This window comes from Rhizobium sp. P1_E6, from assembly GCF_056405875.1.
This window is the reverse complement of sequence record NZ_JBFUBG010000002.1, coordinates 161,331-180,470: the sequence shown is the minus strand read 5'-3', so window position 1 is coordinate 180,470 and position 19,140 is coordinate 161,331. Positions and strand designations below refer to the sequence as shown.

Annotated in this window: 16 protein-coding genes; 5 read left to right on the top strand and 11 right to left on the bottom strand. The window is 60.5% G+C overall.

Going from position 1 to position 19,140, the window contains the following annotated elements:
- Window positions 1-89 precede the first annotated feature (89 nt).
- On the top strand, window positions 90-1,805 hold the full coding sequence (locus AC1D35_RS02425; protein WP_113295732.1) for a type I secretion system permease/ATPase: 1,716 nt from the start codon (window positions 90-92) through the stop codon (window positions 1,803-1,805).
- Complete coding sequence (locus tag AC1D35_RS02420) at window positions 1,802-3,100, top strand: HlyD family type I secretion periplasmic adaptor subunit (RefSeq protein ID WP_477938209.1); 1,299 nt, start codon at window positions 1,802-1,804, stop codon at window positions 3,098-3,100. Before AC1D35_RS02425 ends, AC1D35_RS02420 begins: the two co-directional genes overlap by 4 nt.
- Window positions 3,101-3,196: 96 nt before the next feature.
- On the opposite strand, the gene fdhA is transcribed toward AC1D35_RS02420, so the two are convergent.
- The gene (fdhA, locus tag AC1D35_RS02415; RefSeq protein ID WP_113310089.1) at window positions 3,197-4,387 is read right to left on the bottom strand and encodes a formaldehyde dehydrogenase, glutathione-independent; all 1,191 of its coding nucleotides are present in this window, start codon (window positions 4,385-4,387) and stop codon (window positions 3,197-3,199) included.
- 334 nt (window positions 4,388-4,721) lie between these two features.
- Here fdhA and AC1D35_RS02410 point away from each other — a divergent pair, with 334 nt between their 5' ends.
- The gene (locus AC1D35_RS02410) at window positions 4,722-5,204 is read left to right on the top strand and encodes a phage regulatory CII family protein (RefSeq protein ID WP_113295531.1); all 483 of its coding nucleotides are present in this window, start codon (window positions 4,722-4,724) and stop codon (window positions 5,202-5,204) included.
- On the opposite strand, the gene AC1D35_RS02405 is transcribed toward AC1D35_RS02410, so the two are convergent.
- From AC1D35_RS02405 to AC1D35_RS02395, 3 genes are all read right to left on the bottom strand, one after another.
- On the bottom strand, window positions 5,168-5,395 hold the full coding sequence (locus AC1D35_RS02405) for a hypothetical protein (RefSeq protein WP_113310088.1): 228 nt from the start codon (window positions 5,393-5,395) through the stop codon (window positions 5,168-5,170). The two genes, AC1D35_RS02410 and AC1D35_RS02405, sit on opposite strands and share 37 nt — an antisense overlap.
- 185 nt (window positions 5,396-5,580) lie before the next feature.
- Entirely contained in the window at window positions 5,581-8,418 is a 2,838-nt protein-coding gene (locus AC1D35_RS02400) for a M16 family metallopeptidase (RefSeq protein WP_113310087.1), read from the bottom strand.
- A 358-nt stretch (window positions 8,419-8,776) separates the two neighbouring features.
- Window positions 8,777-9,445, bottom strand: coding sequence for a DUF2161 domain-containing phosphodiesterase (locus tag AC1D35_RS02395; RefSeq protein ID WP_113295731.1), 669 nt, complete (start codon window positions 9,443-9,445; stop codon window positions 8,777-8,779).
- Window positions 9,446-9,654: 209 nt separating this feature from the next.
- On the opposite strand from AC1D35_RS02395, the gene AC1D35_RS02390 reads away from it, so the two are divergent.
- The gene (locus AC1D35_RS02390) at window positions 9,655-10,266 is read left to right on the top strand and encodes a TerC family protein (protein ID WP_113310086.1); all 612 of its coding nucleotides are present in this window, start codon (window positions 9,655-9,657) and stop codon (window positions 10,264-10,266) included.
- Here AC1D35_RS02390 and AC1D35_RS02385 read toward each other — a convergent pair.
- The 3 genes from AC1D35_RS02385 to metG are packed head-to-tail and all read right to left on the bottom strand — an operon-like array spanning window position 10,263 to window position 13,417.
- On the bottom strand, window positions 10,263-11,075 hold the full coding sequence (locus AC1D35_RS02385) for an MBL fold metallo-hydrolase (RefSeq protein WP_113295527.1): 813 nt from the start codon (window positions 11,073-11,075) through the stop codon (window positions 10,263-10,265). The genes AC1D35_RS02390 and AC1D35_RS02385 overlap by 4 nt on opposite strands.
- A gap of 4 nt (window positions 11,076-11,079) precedes the next feature.
- Window positions 11,080-11,862: a TatD family hydrolase gene (locus tag AC1D35_RS02380; protein WP_113310085.1), complete on the bottom strand. Its 783-nt coding sequence runs from the start codon at window positions 11,860-11,862 to the stop codon at window positions 11,080-11,082.
- A gap of 4 nt (window positions 11,863-11,866) precedes the next feature.
- Window positions 11,867-13,417, bottom strand: a complete 1,551-nt coding sequence (metG, locus tag AC1D35_RS02375; RefSeq protein WP_113310084.1) for a methionine--tRNA ligase — start codon at window positions 13,415-13,417, stop codon at window positions 11,867-11,869.
- Between the two features lie 234 nt (window positions 13,418-13,651).
- Between metG and AC1D35_RS02370 the strand changes: the two genes are divergently transcribed.
- Complete coding sequence (locus AC1D35_RS02370; protein ID WP_477938208.1) at window positions 13,652-14,440, top strand: sulfite exporter TauE/SafE family protein; 789 nt, start codon at window positions 13,652-13,654, stop codon at window positions 14,438-14,440.
- Window positions 14,441-14,543: 103 nt separating this feature from the next.
- Here the strand turns inward: AC1D35_RS02370 and AC1D35_RS02365 are convergent, their stop codons facing one another.
- From AC1D35_RS02365 to AC1D35_RS02350, 4 genes are all read right to left on the bottom strand, one after another.
- Window positions 14,544-15,569, bottom strand: coding sequence for a DNA polymerase III subunit delta' (locus AC1D35_RS02365; protein ID WP_477853308.1), 1,026 nt, complete (start codon window positions 15,567-15,569; stop codon window positions 14,544-14,546).
- The gene (gene tmk / locus AC1D35_RS02360) at window positions 15,562-16,239 is read right to left on the bottom strand and encodes a dTMP kinase (protein WP_113309083.1); all 678 of its coding nucleotides are present in this window, start codon (window positions 16,237-16,239) and stop codon (window positions 15,562-15,564) included. Before tmk ends, AC1D35_RS02365 begins: the two co-directional genes overlap by 8 nt.
- 135 nt (window positions 16,240-16,374) lie before the next feature.
- A complete protein-coding gene (locus tag AC1D35_RS02355; protein WP_113295521.1) occupies window positions 16,375-17,568 on the bottom strand; it encodes a D-alanyl-D-alanine carboxypeptidase family protein in 1,194 nt (397 codons plus the stop codon).
- Between the two features lie 83 nt (window positions 17,569-17,651).
- Window positions 17,652-18,830 carry a septal ring lytic transglycosylase RlpA family protein gene (locus AC1D35_RS02350; RefSeq protein ID WP_113309084.1) on the bottom strand — a complete coding sequence of 393 codons (1,179 nt, stop codon included), beginning with the start codon at window positions 18,828-18,830 and terminating at the stop codon, window positions 17,652-17,654.
- Window positions 18,831-19,140: the final 310 nt, after the last annotated feature.

The following is a 19,140-nucleotide window of genomic DNA, read 5'->3' as shown; positions in this document are numbered from 1 at the left end:
CAGTCCAAGCGTTCCACGGAGATCTGATATTGAACGGACTTAGCATCTCGCCAGCTCAGAAAGGCGGGAAGGACCTCGCTGCAGAAGCGATGCGACGCAGCCGCGGCGGCTTGATCGCCGTCGGCGTCGCAAGCGCACTGGTCAATCTGCTCTATCTCACCAGCTCTTTCTTCATGCTGCAGGTCTATGACCGCGTCATACCGAGCCGCAGCATCCCGTCGCTGATTGCGCTCGCCCTTCTGGCGCTGCTGCTGTATGCCTTTCACGGTGCCTTCGATCTCGTGCGCGGACGCATTCTCGTCCGGATATCGGGTGTCTTCGATGAGGTGATGAGCCGCCGTGTTTTCAAGACGACGCTCAAAGCGCCGCTCAAGGGCAGGGTGGCCGGTGACGGCCTTTCCCCGCTGCGCGACTTCGATCAGGTTCGCAGCTTCCTGTCCAGTTCAGGCCCGGCAGCCTTTTTCGATTTGCCCTGGGTGCCGCTCTATGTCGGCATCTGTTTCCTGTTCCATCCGATTATCGGCATCATCGCCATCTGCGGTGCGCTGGTTCTGTTGGTACTGACCTATCTGACGAACCGCAGCTCGCAGGCTTCAGCCAAGAAAGTCTATGAACTCGCGACCGAGAGGAATGCGCTCGCAAGTGCTGCGCAGCGCAATGCAGAAGTGGTCCAGGCCATGGGCATGGCCGACGAGCTCGCCGATAGTTGGTCGGCGCGCAATGATGCTTACCGCGATGTTCAATGCAGCAATTCCGATACGGTCAACGGCTACGCGATCGTCTCGAAGATCTTCCGCATGACGCTGCAGTCGGCGGTGCTTGCCGCCGGCGCCGTGCTCGTCATCGAAAACATGGCCTCGGGYGGCATCATCATCGCCGCTTCGATCCTGACATCGCGGGCGTTGGCACCCGTCGAGCAGGCGATTGCCAACTGGAAGGGCTTTGTTGCGGCCCAGCAGTCCTGGGACCGGCTGCGCCAGATGCTGGCACTGCTGCCCGAGACGGTTTCGCCGCTTGCCCTGCCGACGCCTTCCAGTGAGGTTGCCGTCGAGGCAGTTTCGAGCGGCCCGCCCGGCAAGCAAGAACTCGTCGTCCAGGGTGTCAGTTTCACGCTGCGGGCAGGGAGCGCACTCGGCATCATTGGCCCGAGCGCTTCGGGCAAATCTTCGCTGGTGCGCGCACTCGTGGGCCTCTGGCCCGTGCATCGCGGGTCGGTGCGCCTCGATGGCGCAGCACTCGACCAGTGGGATGACGCCTCGCTCGGACGTCATGTCGGCTACCTGCCGCAGGATGTGGAACTCTTTGCCGGCACCATCGCTCAGAACATTGCGCGCTTTCGCAAGGATGCACAGGCGCAGGAGATTATCGCAGCAGCGCGCAACGCCGGCGTTCACGAACTGATCCTGCGGCTGTCGAAGGGCTACGAAACGGAAATAGGGCCGGGCGGCTCCATGCTCTCGGCTGGCCAGCGTCAGCGCATTGCGCTCGCCCGTGCACTCTACCGCGATCCTTTCCTCGTCGTGCTCGACGAACCGAATTCCAATCTGGACATTGACGGCGAGATAGCACTGGCCGGCGCGATATCAGGCGTTCGCCGGCGCGGCGGCATCGTCATCGTCGTCGCCCACCGGCCGAGCACGCTCTCGAGCGTCGATCTGGTTCTGGCCATGCGCGACGGCCAGGCGCTGGCCTTCGGGCCGAAGGATCTGGTGCTCGCCAAGGTGATCAGCACCGAAAATCAGACCGAGCAGCCAAGACAGGCGTCTCTGAAGGTCGTTGGAGACAGTCCGGAGCGAAGCCGATGAGGATGAAATCGCAACACTCACTGAACCGCCATATCCTGTCCGTGTGGGCCTTGTCCGTCGCCCTTGTCGGTGGCATGGGCGGCTGGGCTGCATCGACGGCGCTTTCGAATGCCGTGGTCGGGCAGGGCACTGTCATTATCGACCAGAACGTGAAGAAGGTTCAGCATCTGACCGGCGGCATCGTCTCGGAGCTGATGGCTAAGGAAGGGGCTCATGTCGAGGCTGGGGATGTTCTCCTGCGTCTCGACAGCGCCTCGGTGAAGGCCAATCTTGCTATCATCGACAGCAATCTTGCCCAGCTCTATGTCCGCCGCGCCCGCTTGCAGGCTGAAGGCGTCGGCGCAACGGAATTCTCCGCGGATGATATTGTCGCAAAGGACATCGATATCGCGGCCAACAGGAACCTCGTAGACGGCGAAGTCCAGCTCTTCAATGCCCGCCGGTCGTCGCTCGTCGGCATGCGCAAGCAGCTGGAAGAGCGCAAGGCGCAGCTCGCCGAGGAGATAAAGGGTGATACGGTGCAGCTCGCGTCGATCGACGAGGCCACCCGGCTCATCGACCAGGAATATGATGCCGCCKCCAAGCTCTACGATCAGAAGATCGTCACCATGCAGAAGATCAACGGCCTCAAGCGCCAGCGTGTCGAACTCGACGGCAATCGCGGCGAGCGCCTGTCGTCGCGGGCGCAGGCCGAAGGCAAGATCGCCGAGATCAATCTGCAGATCCTGCAGCTCGACGAGGATCGCCGGACGGAGAATTCCAAGGACCTGACGGATGTCGAGGGCAAGATTTCAGAAACGCAGGAGCGTCGCATCGCCGCCGTCGATCAGTTGAACCGGCTGGAACTGCGCGCGCCGATGAATGGCCGCATCTATCAGCTCACGGTTCATACCGTCGGCGGCGTCATCAATCCCGGTGAAGTGCTGATGTTGCTGGCACCCGATCAGCGTGATCTGACCATTGAGGCGAAGATCGCCACGCGCGATATCGATCAGCTCACGCTCGGCCAGAAAGTCGATATCCGCTTCAGCGCCTTCGACCAGCGGACGACGCCGGAAGTGAAGGGCGATGTCATATCGATTTCTCCCGATGTCGTTACCGAGCAGCGCAGCGGCGCCGACTATTATCCCGTGCGCATCAAGCCGGAGCCAGCGAGCCTCGGGAAGCTCACCAACATGAAGCTCTATCCCGGCATGCCGGCGGAAGTCTTCATCAAGGTCGCGGATCGCTCCGTCATCTCATACATGACGAAGCCGCTGATGGATCAGATCAGCCATACATTCCGCGAGCAGTGACCTTCCTGCAAGGGTGCAGGGAAGGCACATCGGTTTTCGTGGGTGGAAGACAAGAAGAATATGCCGGGACACTACCGTCCCGGCATATCATTTCAGTCAGGCCGCCTTGGCGATGGCACCATGCGGGTCGAGAACGAATTTCGTGGCTGCTCCCTGGTCAAAGCTTTCATAGCCCTGGGCAGCATCTTCAAGTGAAATCACCTTCGCATTGACGATATCGGCGATCGGCAGGCGGTCGTGCAGGATGGCCTGCATGAGCTGGCGGTTGTATTTGATAACCGGCGTCTGGCCGGTGTGGAACGACTGCGCCTTTGCCCAGCCAAGGCCGAAGCGCAGCGACAGGCTTCCCTGCTTGGCCGCATTGTCCACCGCGCCCGGATCTTCCGTGACATAGAGGCCGGGAATGCCGATGGAACCGGCAGCGCGGGTGATTTCCATCATCTGGTTCAGCACGATCGCCGGCTGCTCGCCGCCTGAATGTCCACGCGCTTCGAAGCCGACGGCATCGATGGCGCTATCCACTTCATTGGTGCCGACCACCTGCGCGATCATGTCTCCGAGACGGTCGCTCTTCGAGAGATCAATGGCCTCGAATCCGACCCGGCTGGCATGGGCGAGGCGGTCCTTGTTGAAGTCGCCGATCATGACGACAGCCGCACCAAGGATGCGAGCCGATGCAGCAGCGGCAAGACCAACCGGGCCGGCGCCTGCGACATAGACCGTCGATCCGACGCCGACCCCGGCTCTGACAGCGCCGTGGAAGCCGGTCGGAAGGATGTCGGAGAGCATGGTGAGATCACGGATCTTGGCCATCGCCTTGTCGCGATCAGGGAGTTTCAAGAGGTTGAAATCGGCGTAGGGGATCGTGACATAACGCGCCTGGCCGCCGATCCAGCCGCCCATGTCGACATAACCATAAGCGCCGCCGGCCCGCGACGGATTGACTGTCAGGCAGACCCCGGTGTCCTGCGACTTGCAGCAGCGGCAGCGTCCGCAGGCAACATTAAAGGGCACGGACACGATGTCGCCGACATCGAGCATTTCCACGTCGATGCCCTTTTCGATGATCTCGCCGGTGATCTCGTGCCCGAGCACGAGGCCCGGCATCGCTGTGGTGCGGCCACGGACCATGTGCTGGTCCGAACCGCATATATTGGTGGAGATGACTTTCAGGATGACGCCATGTTCGATACGGCGGCCATCCGGCGCTTCGAGTTTCGGATCGTCGATGTCGCGGACTTCCACTTTTCCGGGCCGCAAATAGACGACGCCACGGTTCTTGCTCATTTCCGTCTCCTCCGTTGAAATCAGGGCAGCGCGCCAGCAGCTCCTCCCGCAGCCGTTGCCTATGACAGAGTAGACCAGAAAGATCCGAGTGCCGTCCCGAAAGCGACGCCTCGCGGGCGAAAATCGCAAAACCGAGCCAAAGGGTAGGGCGCATCGATGCGGTCCGGCCACCCGCCTTGGCGGACCCGGAGGCAGGTGGCCTTTCCCCGGCAGGTGGGGTGTCTCCTGCCGAGGCGCCGCGTTAGCATCGCCCCGACGTATACGATATCAAAACAGCCTCTCCCTTTTGACGCGGCTTCCGCTATAGTTGCAGGAACAGAGCCTGGGGGCGATCATGATGCAACGCGGCCGTGCCTTCGCAGACATCGTCTACACGATCCTCATTGTGGAGAGAGCCTACCCGGTGGATGTTGTCGCCGCCGCGCTGGGGATGAACTACGCGGCCTTTCACTCGCGCTTGATCAGCCGAACCTGTTTTTCCGCTGACGAAATCCAGAATTTGCTGGAAGTCGTGCCCGATCCACGCCTCGCATCCTATCTCCTCGAGGGAAGCATCTTTGTTGCCGCGGAGCGCTCTTCCGGTGTGGAACACGCAGAGCCTGTCGCGTCGTTGCAGAGAGGTGCGACGCGCGTGGTCGTCGAAGCGACTGATGTGCTCGAACTGGTGGATGCCGCACTCGCTGGTGGCGGAATGGATCATCGCAAGCAGCGCCTGGTGCTCAAGGAGATCGAGGAGGCGGAGAGGGCGCTCGCATCCCTTCGCCTCGGCCTGAAGGGAACCTACGCCGAGCCGTCCTTGCGCATCAGCAAGAGATAGCCGTCGCCCTCTTCCTCAAGCGCAAGCATCGCTTCGATGATCGACAGGCGCGTCTCCTCCAGATAGGATTTCCAGGCGCCGCCGGCCGTGGCAAGCTGCCGGTCGACCGAAAGAAGACGAAGCTTCAAAAGATTTTTCTCGCGCACGACGCGCGCATATTCCTGGATGGGATGAGAATGATCGGATGCCATGCGAAGACCGGTAAAATTCGTTTGGGCATCTAGCCAGCTGAGCGCAGCTTCGCCATCAAAACGATCTCGACGTTTTTACACAGACAATCCCGCTCGTCATTGTCAGGCATCAACCGGTATGATGAAGCAAATTGGAAAGGATCCCGAAGCGCGTGTCCGAGATCCTGCTCTGAAGCACGCTGTGCCTATCGTACCGCTGCCGGCAGCACCTCGAATTTCCAGAATTTATCCGGCTGGAAATAGGTCGCGGCAAATTGGCGGATACTCTCGGCAGTCACGTTGTCGTAGCCGCTGAGATTGTCTCGTATTCGCTCCAGACGCCGAGGGTCCGTTTGAGCGCCGTTCAGATATTGCACCCAATATTCGTTACTCTGCTGCTGGTGCTTCAATGTCTCGATAATCGGCGCTCGGGCGCGGACAAGTTCGTCTGGCGAGACATCTTTTGATCGCAGATCGGCAGCGATCTTGTCCACGAGCGCATAGAAATTTTCGACCTTGGCCGGCGTCGTCTCGACATAGAGATAGGCGTAGCCATAGCCGGGAATGTCCCATGACAGGTCCATGGCGCCTCGCGGACTGTAGGTCGCGCCTTCGGCAATACGAAACTGGTCGATCAGCCTGTTCTCGAAGATCTGGCCAGCGACGTTGGCCACAAAACCCCGCTGCATATCCGAAAGCATGTCGCCGACAGGAGCAGCGACGATGGCCGCGGCATTATCGGCTCTGCCGCTATGGGTCCGCATGACCGGTTTTCCAGTGGGCGCGGGGAAATTCACCTCGTTTGCCGCATTGCCCAGTGTCGTGTCTGCACGGGCCGGCAGGGTGCCGAAGGTTTCTGCGGTCCGACGGATTGCCTCGTCCGCCGTTATATCGCCGACGATGGTGATATCGATCGGTCCAGTGGAGATATGGGGCCGAAACAGCGCTTCGAAATCTTCCAGCTTCGTGGCCGACAATTGCGCCCGATCAGGAAAACTCCAGCGCGGATCGCCGGAATGCACGAGGCCGGCAAAATCGCGACTGATGACGGCGCCAGGCGTTGCCTCATACTGATCGAGGTTGTTCAAATAGGCTTGCTGGACGCGCTTGAAAACTTCCGGCCGGTAAGCCGGGTCGGACGTGTAGGCGGTCATGATCTGCAATTGCGTCGCAAGATCCTCCGTCTGCGTCTGACCGGTGAACTGGAAGGTGCTGTCGCCCACGGAAAAGTCGATACCCGCGATCTTCGCTGCCAGTGCTTTCTGCAGATCCGGATAATCCATGGCCTTGGTGCCAGAGAGCACGACGGCCGGCGATGTCCAGATGGGCAGGGGATGGTCTTTCGGCAGGTCCAGCCGGCCGTGGCCGATATCCTCGCGGACAAGCACTTCGTTGGCGCGCAGCTTGGTCGGTTTGACGGTGAGCCGCACGCCGTTGGCAAAGCGCACCATAGTCAGACCGAGATCTTCGACGACGCGTCGTTCGACGACCGTGCCGGGATCGCCAAAATGCGCGTAGGGCCAGACGACGGCTGCCGCACTTGACGGCGCCGTAACCGGAACGGCGAGGGAGGTGTCATAGACCCGCTTGATGTCGCCGGCACCACCCTGCGGCGCTTGCGCCGTCTGCAGCACGAGCTGCGGACCGTTGCCGGAGAAGACATGCGCGAGGGTCTGGTTGACCTCGGCCGCTGTGAGGTCTTTCGTCATGGTTTCGAACATCGACAGATCTTCCGCGGGTGAGGTGAAGACCTGCTTGTCATCGACGCTACTCGCCAGCATGGAAGCGATGTCGGGACTCGTGCGTGTCGCAGCACCGGCCGCAGCGGCCTGCAGAAGCGAGCGGTATTCGATGATTTCGCGATCGAGCTCTGACTGCTCGGCGCCGAATTGCTGGAAACGGCGCTGCTCCTGGTCGATGGCCGCAAGTGCCGGCTGCCATTTGTCCGTCTCGGAATTCGCCATGATGACGACGATGCGGGCGGAGTCGAAAAGATCCTGGGAACCGACGGCGGCGCTGATGAAGGGCGCGTTGGCCCTGTTGGCCATGGCGCTCAGCCGGCGTTTGAGCACGAGAAGACCGAGATCCTCGACCAATTCTGCCCGGCGTTTGGCGAACGTGTCGGGTGAGGCGTCATAGGGACGCGTCCAGGCGATTTGCACATTCGTTGTGCCGCCGGGGACCGGAATGACCTCGGCGCTTTCGCCTTTCGCTTTCAGCATGCCGAGATCGGGCTTCTGCGGGGCCGGAGCGGCGACCTTCCAGTCGCCAAAACGCTGCCTGATCTGGGTCTCGATTGCGGCTGGGTCGACATCGCCGACCACGATCAGCGTTGCGCGCTCTGGCCGGTAGTTGGTGTGGTAGTAATCGCGAAGCAGATCGACGGGCGCATTGCTGATGATGTCGACTTTGCCGATCGGTGAGCGCATCGTAACGCGCTGGCCGGCGAGCAGGGAGTTCGTGACGCCGATTGCGGCACGATATTGCGGCGTGTCGCGCAGCCGCTCTTCCGACAGGATGACACCGCGCTCCCGGTCGAAGGCGCCGGCATCCAGCGTCAGCTCGCTCGCCGTCTCGCGCATCAGCATCAGGCCGGTTGAAAGCGTGTCTGCGTCGACTTCTGGAAGATCGAGCGCATAGACGGTCTCGTCATAGGAGGTGTTGGCATTGGTATCTGGCCCGAAGGCCAGGCCCTTACGCTGCAGGATCCGGATCATCTCGTCCTGGGCGACATGCGTCGAGCCCTTGAAGGCCATATGTTCGAGGAAATGCGCCAGACCTTGTTGATCTTCGTTCTCGTCCAGCGAGCCGGATCCTATACGGAAGCGGATCGCGGCCTGTCCAGGCGGCGTGGCGTTGCGCATGATCGCAAACCGCATGCCGTTTTCGAGCGTGCCGAATCGGATGCCGGATTCCGCCGGCAGGTCGCTCAGCGTCTGTGGCCAGGGTGCGGACGGGTTTTCCGCATAGGCTGGCTGCCCTGACGTGAAGATTGCGGCGAGCGCTATCGCTGCCAGGAACCGCGAAAAAATAGGGGATCTCATATGTTTAAAGCATTCCGCTCAGATGATGGCATGGAGAGGTGTGTGATGTTGATCAAACTATCAGACAAGTTGCATCTCACATCAATGTCTATTTTCCGTGATTGACGCTTCGCCATAAATCATCGCCATGCCGTGCGTCGATCACTTTCAGCGCTCGATCCGCTGTAGGTCGCACTCACTCATCGCCATCAATTCCATCCACGATCGCTTAGCCGTTCAAACATGGGAGTGGGGAGATTTTAAAAGTTCAGAGCAAGCCGTTGATATCATTGGCATGTCGCGCTTAAAAATAGAATGTGCCCGTGGCTGCACGAAAATCGCATAAGATAGATTATGGAACTAAACCTGTGCCGGATAGCTATTCGGCCGCTTGCATCTCCGGCTGCGGCCAGCGCTGCAGCGCTTCCCGTCCGGCGTTCGTCAAGCCATAGATGCCTCTGTCGAGCCGTTCGAACCAGCCGTAGACATTGGACTGCAGTATCTTGCCTGCCTCCGGCACACTGGCCCTGATGTCGCGCACGCGAAGCGGTCCTGACGCCAGCGCTGCCGCACAGCCGAGCGCCTGCTGGCGATATGCCGTCATGAGCGGCGTGCGCGTACTGCCGCCGAGCGCCGGGTCGCCGCGCCGTTTCTGATGCTCGCGCATGAGCCTCGAGCGTCGCTTCGGATTGGTCCGTGGCATTGGCGATACGGAGCCGACGATGATGCTGACGTCACCCGCATCCGAAATGCCGAGCATGCCGATGCCGAGCCTGCGGCAGAGGTCGCGGTAGCGCTTGTCGGCCTCCCGCCCTTTGCCTTTGGCGGAAATCCGCGCCGCGATCCAGACTTCGTCGGAGACGGCAGCGCGATCGACCGCCTGAAGGATGAGCTCGAGATTGAAGCTGAGCTTCAGCTCGCAAACCACCACCACAGGCGGATCGTCATCGCTCAAGCCGACGAGATCACAGCCGCCGACTTCACCCTTGACGACGTAACCTGCCTTTTCGAGGAAGCCTTTGACGGGGAGATAAAGCAAAGTTTCCATGGGCCTGCGGATCGAAGAAAAGAATCGTTCCATAATCTACATCGATCCGTTCGCGCGGGACACCACATCGAGCGCAACCGACCGAATTACACGGCTCAGATTGCAATGGGCATATCCGTGGACGCGGCCGACAACGCATCCCTTCGCCGGTTGACGGAAAACCCTCAAGACGCTAGCACGCTCGAAGCATATCCTGGGGGTACTTCAATATGGATATTTTCACAGCGGCCGGTTTGACGGCTCTGCTGCAGGTCATTGCTATCGACCTCGTTCTCGCCGGCGACAACGCCGTCGTCATCGGCCTTGCTGCTGCCGGCCTGGAAGCTACGCAGCGCCGCAAGGCGATCATTGTCGGCATTCTGGCGGCAACGGTGCTCCGCATCCTGTTTGCTTCCGTCGCCGTCTATCTTCTGGCAATCGTCGGATTGCTGCTCGCTGGCGGCCTGCTGCTTCTCTGGGTCTGCTGGAAGATGTGGCGTGAGCTGCGCGCCGGTCATGGTGAGGAACATGCGGCTGAAGCCGGCGCAGCTGCGCCGAGGAAGACATTTCTCCAGGCTGCGACGCAGATCGTCATCGCCGATGTTTCCATGTCGCTCGACAACGTGCTGGCGGTTGCGGGTGCCGCTCGCGAGCACCCGAGCGTGCTCGTCCTCGGTCTCTGCCTTTCGATCGCGCTGATGGGCATTGCAGCGAACCTCATCGCCCGCCTGCTCAACAAACATCGCTGGATCGCCTACGTCGGCCTGCTGATCATCCTCTATGTCTCGCTGGACATGATCCATCGCGGATACCTCGAGGTTGCGCCTTACATCGGCAGCTAAATCTCGACCTCGAAGCTCATCTGGTCGAACGCCGGTACCACATGGTCCGGCGTTTGCGCCATGACCACATCATAGTCGAGCGGCGTATGCATGTGCGTGAGGATCGCCCGCTTCGGTCCTAGCCGCTCTATCCAGTCGAGCGACTGTTCCAGCGAGAGATGGCTGGGATGATAGGCATATTGCAGAGCGTCGATGATGAGAATGTCGAGGTTCTGCAGCTTCTCTACCGTTTGCGGCGGAAAATCGCTGACATCGCTGCAATAGGCAACATTCCCGATYCGGAAGCCGAGCGAATGGATGTCGCCGTGCTGCTGCAGATGCGGCATGAAGGCGATCGTTCCGCCTGGCCCATGGATCTCAACGGGCTTTTCCATGTCCTCGATCACGTTCGGCAGCGCGATCGGCGGATAATTGCTGCCCGGCGGCGTCTCCAGGCAGTAGCCGAAGGCCTCCTGCAGCCTGCCCATGGTGAACGGTTCGGCAAAGATCGGTACGCGCCGGCGGGTATTGTGGAAATAACCACGCAGATCGTCGATGCCGTGAATATGGTCGGCATGCGGATGGGTGTAGAGAACCGCATCCACGTGGTCGACCCCTGCCCTGATCATCTGTTCGCGAAAATCCGGGCCGGTATCGACCACGACGGTCGTCGCAGCCCCATCTGCCGAAAACTGCTGCACCATAAAGGCCGCGCGCGTTCTTTTGTTCTTTGGATTGTCCGGATTGCAGGCGCCCCAGTCACCGGTGATGCGCGGCACGCCCGGTGACGACGAACAGCCGAGAATGGTGAACCGCTGCCGCCGTGACACGCCGCTAGATCCTCGGCATCTTCGAAAACAGGCGGAAGGCGTTATCGGTGGTGATCCGCGCGACCTCCTCGTAAGGAAGGCCGATCGTATCGGCCAGCACCTCGGCCGTGTTCACCACATAGGACGGCTCATTGCGCTTGCCGCGCCAGCGCTTCGGCGCCAGATACGGGGCATCCGTTTCGACGAGCAGCCGGTCGTGCGGGATCGACTTGGCGATCTCGCGCAGTTCCTCCGATTTCGGAAAGGTCAGGATGCCGGAAAAGGAGATATAGCCGCCGAGCTCGACACCGGTCTTCGCCAGCTCCGGACCGGCAGAAAAGCAATGCAAAATGAAGGGGAAGGCCCCCTTCCCTGTCTCTTCGGTCAGGATTGCAGCCATGTCGGCATCTGCGCTGCGGCTGTGGATGACGAGCGGAAGCTGCGTTTCGCGCGCTGCAGCGATATGGCGACGAAAGCCGGTCTGCTGGTCCTCGGGCTTCTGCGTGTCGTAGAAATAGTCGAGACCCGCTTCGCCGATCGCGACAACCTTCTGATGAGCATTGGCGAGCCGCACCAGATCTTCCGTCTGGATATCCAGTTCGTCACCCGCATTGTTGGGATGCGTTCCGACCGAACAGAAGACGGAGGGATATTTCTCGGTGATGGCAAGCAGCCCGTCGAGCTTGCGCACGCGGGTGCAGATCGTCACCATCTGCGCAACTCCGACCTGATGGGCGCGTGCAACGATCTCGTCGCGCTCCGCCTCGAACTCGGCGAAGTCCAGATGGCAATGCGTATCGACCAGCACGGCCTTAAGCCTCCGGAGCTACATAGCGCGGGAAGACCGGCGTCGGTGCTTCGAGCGGCGTTCCCGGCACCAGGCGGCCCGCTTCGCCAAGCGCTGCGAAATCGCGCTTGTCTGCAGGGGCGGCCACGCGGTCGAGCAGCTTGTCGGCGGAGTCCGGTACGAACGGCTGCAGCAGGATGGCGATCTGACGGACGACCTCTGCTGTCACATAAAGCACCGTGCCCATGCGCGCCGGATCGGTCTTCTTCAGCGCCCACGGCTGCTGGCCGGCGAAATAGCGGTCGGTCTCGGAGACGACGGCGATGATGGAGGCGAGCGCGCGGTGGATCAGCTGCTTGCCCATGTCCTCGCGTGTCGAGGCGTACAGAGCATCGGCCTGCGCCAGCAGGGCCTTGTCCTCGTCGGTCAGCGGGCCGCATTCCGGAATCTGGCCATCGCAATTCTTCACGATCATCGACAGCGAACGGCTGGCAAGGTTGCCGATGCCGTTGGCGAGGTCGGAATTGATGCGCGTGCCGATCGCCTCTTCGCTATAGCTGCCGTCCTGTCCGAAGGAGACTTCGCGCAGGAAGAAATAGCGTACCTGGTCGAGGCCGAAATGGTTCACCAGATTGACCGGATCGACGACGTTGCCGAGCGATTTCGACATCTTCTCGCCCTTGTTGAGCAGGAAGCCGTGGGCAAAGACGCGCTTCGGCAGCGGCAGCTTGGCCGACATCAGGAAGGCCGGCCAGTAGACGGCGTGGAAGCGGATGATGTCCTTGCCGATGATGTGCACATCAGCCGGCCAATATTTCGCCCGCGGTCCGTTGCGGTCTTCGATATAGCCGGTCGCCGTGATGTAGTTCGTCAGCGCATCGACCCACACATACATGACATGCGAGGGATCGTTCGGCACCTGGATGCCCCAGTCGAAGGTCGTGCGCGAGATCGACAAATCCTTCAGGCCCGACTTGACGAAGGAGATCACCTCGTTGCGGCGTTCGGCCGGACCGATGAAATCGGGGTTCTCCTCGTAATGCTTCAGCAGCCGGTCCTGGTATTCGGAGAGCTTGAAGAAGTAGCTTGCCTCTTCCACCCATTCGACAGGGGTGCCCTGCGGCCCATAGCGCACGCCGTCGGCGCGCAGCTCCGTCTCATTTTCCTGGTAATAGGCTTCGTCTCGCACCGAGTACCAGCCGGCATAGGAATCCTTGTAGATATCGCCGTTGTCGGCCATCAGGTTCCAGATGTTCCGCGAGGTCTCGTGGTGACGCTCCTGTGTGGTGCGGATGAAGTCGTCGTTCGAAGCATTGAGCAGCTTCGCCATTGCCTGGAATTCGCCGGAGTTGCGGTCAGCAAGCGCCTGCGCCGTGATGCCCTCCGCCCGCGCCGTCTGCTGCATCTTCTGGCCGTGTTCGTCGGTCCCCGTCAGAAAGAAGACATCCTTGCCGTCGAGGCGCTGGTAGCGCGCCATCGCGTCGGTCGCAATCAGCTCGTAGGCATGGCCGATATGGGGCTTGCCGTTGGGGTAGGAAATCGCGGTCGTGATGTAGAACGGGGTCTTGTCTGTCATGGCGGCCAATTCCGGCTTACTCTATAAAAATCGTCAGCCGCTATTAGCGCATGTCTCGCACGAGCGAAACATCAAGTTTGGCAGCCGCCTACGATTTCGGAGACGCGCGGCGGTGAACTTGACTCACGTTCTGGCGCAATCTACCCCTTCTCTCACAAGAGGGCGGGACGGAAGCGAAGTGCTATTTTTCATCGATCGGAATGGTCATGGCCGCACGCCGTCGGAGGCGCGTATTTGACGTTCGAGCCTCTCTATTCCCTGTCCGGTCTCGTAGTGGGAGCGCTTGTCGGCATTACCGGCGTGGGCGGCGGTTCGCTGATGACGCCCCTGCTCGTTCTCCTCTTCGGCGTCCATCCGGYGACGGCAGTCGGGACCGATCTTCTCTATGCGGCGATCACCAAGACGGCCGGGACCGCCGTTCACGGCATGCATGGGCGCGTCAACTGGAAGATCGTCGGCAGTCTTGCAGCCGGCAGCGTTCCGGCCGCGCTGCTAATGCTCTGGCTGATGGCCGGCGTCGACCGCAAGAGCATCGGCGTGACCAACACCATCACCACGGCGCTCGGCTGGCTTCTGGCCATGACCGCGATCATGCTCGTTTTCCGCAGCCAGATCCTCGAATTTGCCCGCCGCGCCATCGGTGATCGGATGCCGCCGCAGCCGGCGACCATCGCGGTCTTCACGGTCGTTCTCGGTTTTGTGCTTGGCGTGCTCGTCACCCTGACATCGGTCGGCGCCGGCGCTCTCGGCGTCACGATCCTGCTCGTCCTCTACCCACGGCTCGATGTGCGTGAGATCGTCGGCTCCGACATCGTCCATGCGGTGCCCCTGACGCTGATCGGCGGCACGGGTTACTGGCTCATTGGAGAGATCGATTGGTCGATGCTGCTTGCCCTGCTCGTCGGCTCCATTCCCGGCATCATCGTCGGCAGCCTTCTCGCACCGAAACTGCACGAGCGGACAATCCGTATCGTGCTGGCCGTTACGCTTGCCATCGTCGCCTGGAAATTGCTGGCCGGCTGACCAGAACAATTCCAGCAAAAGTGTGCAGCGGTTTTGCGTCCGGGACCGAATAAAAATAAAGAGGTAGAGTATCCTTGGTGCGTCGGAATGAACGCAGGACGTTCTAAGCACCCGGCTGTTTGATGTCGGAAAGCACTTCCATGATCGTCTGCTTGCGGTCGAGATTATAGGCGTCGGAAATGGTCAGCTTCTCGGTGATCGCGGAATAGAGCCGCGCCAGGCGCTCCGCCGTCGCAATCTGCCCCTCGCCTGCCGCGTTGCGCGCGCGGTTCATCACATCATCACCCACATGACTAACGAAGAAATCGAAGATCGTGTCGCTTTCCTTGCCCGAAAGCGCATCGGCAAGCCGGTGCATGGCCTTGCGCGCCGCAGGCCCTTCTGAGGACAGAACCGCGTTATAGGCTTCGATAATATCCCCGCCGCCATAGTTCAGCAATTTCAGCGCCTCGCCCACGCTGCCCTTGGCGGTGGAAAGCAGGGCCTGTCCCTCTCCCTGAATACCGAGATGAGTTAGTGCCGCAACCAGCGCTTGATCGTCGAGCGGCGCAAGCTTCAACGGCAGGCAGCGCGACCGGATCGTCGGCAGCAGCTTTCCCGGCGCATGCGATAGGACGAGGAACATCGCCCGCTTCGGCGGCTCTTCGAGGATCTTCAGGATGGCGTTTGCAGCGTTCCGATTCATGTCGTCCGCAGGATCGATGATGACGATCCGCCAATTGCCGGTGCCCGAGGTCTGCGAGAAGAATTTGCCGGCCCGGCGCACCTCGTCGACGGTGATCGCCGATTTCACTTTCCCGGTCTTTTCATCTACAGGCCGCGCAAGATGCAGCAGATTGTGCGAGGCACCAGAGACGATCTGGCGGCTGACCGCGGAGTTGAGGTCCGGATCGCCAATTCGTTCGGGTGCGCCAGTCGGGTCGGGATGCGACAGCACATGATTGGCGAAGCGGAAGGCAAGCGTCGCCTTGCCGACGCCTTCGGGGCCTTCGATCAGGATCGCATGATGGCCCTTGCCTGAGCGGTAGAACTGCGCCAGGAAATCCTCAGCCTCTTCATGACCGAAGAGCTTCGTATTCTCGGCCGGCCAGATGGCGCCGTCGAGCAGTCCGGGCCTGTCCTCACTCATGATGCGCCGCTTCCGGCATCCGCTCTTCGACTGATGGTTTCAGCAACTGCCTGATGATGGTGAGGATCTCTGCGGCGATCGCCTCTTCGGGCTGCGTGGCATTGACGACGTGGCAGCGCTCCGGCTCGCGCGCGGCGATATCCAGATAGGCTTCGCGACGTTTCTCGTGGGTTTCGAGCGTTTCCTTCTCGAAACGGTCAGGGCCGCCGGCGTTTCGCTGGCTGACGCGCTGCAGTCCCAGCTTGGCAGGAATATCAAGGATCAGTGTGCAATCAGGCATCACACCGTTGATGGCGATGCGCTGCAGCGTCTCGATGAACTCCGCTTCCAGATTGCCGGTGACACCCTGATAGACGCGCGAGGAATCCATGAAGCGGTCGCAGAGCACGATCTTGCCCTTGGCGAGTGCTGGCCGGATGACCTCTTCAACGTGATCGTTGCGGGCGGCGGCAAAGAGGATCGCCTCCATGCGGGTGCCGTAAGCTTCTGCCGCACCGGAAAGCAGCACATGGCGCACCGCTTCGGCTCCCGGCGAGCCTCCCGGCTCCCGGGTCAACAACACGTCATGGCCGTCGACCTTCAGGGCCTCGGCAAGGCGGCGGATCTGCGTGGACTTCCCAGCGCCCTCTCCGCCTTCAAACGTAACGAACAATCCTGTACCGGACGACAATGATACTTTCCCGCATTCTGAGCGCCGCGCTCTTCCTCTATCTATCCGAAGATAGTGCGGAACGAAACCTTTTGCCGCGGCGACATATTCACCTTCCCCGGCTAATCGCCGGAAAATTCGCTCGCAAAAACGGTCTCAGCTCTGCTCGGACGTGTCCCACAGCCAGGAGAAGAACAGCGATTCGCCAAGCTCCAGCAGCGCATCGACCGCCCGGCTGGTGAGCGACCCCACCTCGACGGATTGCACCGTATAGAGCGGCACTTCGCGCAGCATCCTGTTGCCGGAAACGATGCGCAATGTACCGACCTCCGTATCAGCCTTCACGGGCGCCGTCAGCGGCCAGCGATAGACGATGCGGGCTGCGAGCCGGTCGGGATTATTGATCGGAACATAGACGCTGACCGGCGCCTTGGCGACGAGATCGACGGTTCGCGCCGTGCCGCCATAGACGCTTGCAGCGCCGATGACTTCCGTGTCTGCAAAGACCTGATGGCTTTCGAAGGCCGTCAGCCCCCATTCCAGTACGCGTTTGGCTTCTTCCGTACGCTCCTTGTCGGAGGCAATGCCGGCAAGTGCCACGAAGAGCCGCCGTCCGTCGCGCTGCACCGAGGCGACGATCGAATAGCCCTCGCCTTCCGTAAAGCCCGTCGCCAGCCCGTCGGCGCCAAGATCCATGCCGAGCAGCGGATTGCGGTTACGCTGGAAGATCTTGTTCCACTCGAAATCCGCTTGGGCAAAATAGGGATAGAGATTGGGGTAAGAAGCCTGCAGATCGACGGCGAGCGTCACCAATTCCTTTGCCGTCACCTTGCTCTTGCCATCGGGAATCCCGGTTGAATTGCCGAAGACAGCCTTTTCCATACCGAGCTCGCGAGCACGCCGGGTCATCGATGCCGCAAACTGGTCCTCGCTGCCGGCCATGCCCTCGGCAAGGATGATGCAGCCGTCATTAGCGCCCTGGATCGCAACGCCCTTGATCAGATCCTCGACGCGGACCTTCGATTTCAGTGCTGCAAACATCGTGGCCGCACGCGAAGGCGCGCCGCCGGTGCGCCAGGCATATTCGGAGACGGGATATTCCGTATCGAGCGAAATCTGACCCTTGCTGACGGCACTGAAAACGAGATCCATCGTCATCAGCTTGGCAAGCGAAGCAGGGGCAAAGACCTGATTTTCGTTCTTGGAGAGAAGCACCGTTCCCGTCGAAGCTTCAATCATATAGGCTTGCGTGGCCTTGGTGACAAAGCCGGCATCGGTGCCTTCTGCGGCAAGGGCTGCAGAAGCAGGTAAAAGCAGACATGCAAAGAGGCGAAGCAGCGGCTTCAACATCGCTAATCCCATTGATCGTGCGGGCTGATTCAAGAGGGTAAAGCGAGCCGGAAGCCGATGCAATTACACTTTATCGTGGGTTTTTATCGCGCCTGTGCAGCGCCGCCATTCTGCCGCTTGAAGGAAGCGAGGATCGAGTCCTGCGTCAGCCCGTCATTATGCACCATCACGGCGTCGAAGGCGATCGGAACGTTGACGACGACTGCTTCCTGGTAGTTCATGGCAAGCGACGTGCCCTTCGACCAGCCATTCGGGCGCTCATAGGGAATGGGACCGATTTCCGGCAGAACCACCATCTGCTCCATCGCCTGTCCGCCATTGGCGAAGGCGGGCGGCGGGGCCAGGAAATGACCGCCTGCCGGCGCCTGCATCGGCACGGGTGCCATCTGTGCAGCCGGAGCCGCAGTATACCTGGCGCTCTGCGTAGAGCCCTGATACTTGGCGCCGGGATACTTGGCATTCGGCGTCGAGCCCGCATAGGCTGTCGAGGAGAATGGTACCGGTACGTTGGCAGGCGAAGGACTGGAATAGTCGTCAAGGCTCTGCAGTTGGTCGCCGGTGATCTTCTTGCTGTTGGAGGCAACCATCACGCCGGTCGCGATCTGGCCCCCGCCCGGATAGGCGCCCGGAATACGGCTGCCCTTCGGAACATAGGATGCCATCAGATACGGCATGTCGTGGCCGTCAAGCGGCGCCTTCCCGACATATTGAACGCGAACATTGCCCGTGCCGCTGTGCTGCAGGTCGAGCATGGAGGCCGTCTTGTTGGAAAGGTCGATGATGCGGCCTTCATGGTACGGCCCACGGTCGTTGACCCGCACGATCACAGACGAACCGTTCTCCGTATTGGTTACGCGCGCATAGCTCGGCAGCGGAAAGGTCGGATGCGCAGCGGAAAGGTGCATCTGGTCGTAGACTTCGCCATTTGCCGTCAACCGGCCATGGAAGGCGGAACCGTACCAGGAAGCGATGCCTACCTTGTTATAGGAGTAATCTTCCCGAGGGTAATACATCTTGCCCTTCACCACATAGGGATCGCCGACGATGTAGCGGCCGCCGCCCTTCGGGATGTTGTTGCCGTTGGCAACGCGCGGGCTGGCTTTGACGCCGTATTCGCTCTCGGAGAAATATTCCTTGCCGTGGGATTTCTTCTTGGGAACGGCTTGTGTCGTGCCGCAGGCCGCCACTGTTACGCACATGGCCGACAATGCCAGCCATCGAGCTGTCGTTGCGAAAGACGCCGCCCCGTAATTCAGTTTCATATGCCCCACGCCACTCAAGACCGTTATGGTTAAGAAACTCACTCGTGAATGAGTTGGAGTTGCCTTATTACCTGCCTGCCTAACGAGACTTTAATCTTGTGAATATCGTGGCAAATTTGCGAACGATTTCCCGACGATAGCTCGAATTCTAATGACTATGGTTAATGTCTGGTTGATTTTAACCTGTCCGGGAATGGAATAGGGGCATTATCCCCGCATCGGACGGTTTCGCTTCGTGACAGGACTATTCGGTTGGAAGCCGTCGCGATGCCCCACAATGGGGCATTTCTTCCCGATGTTATAAACAGTT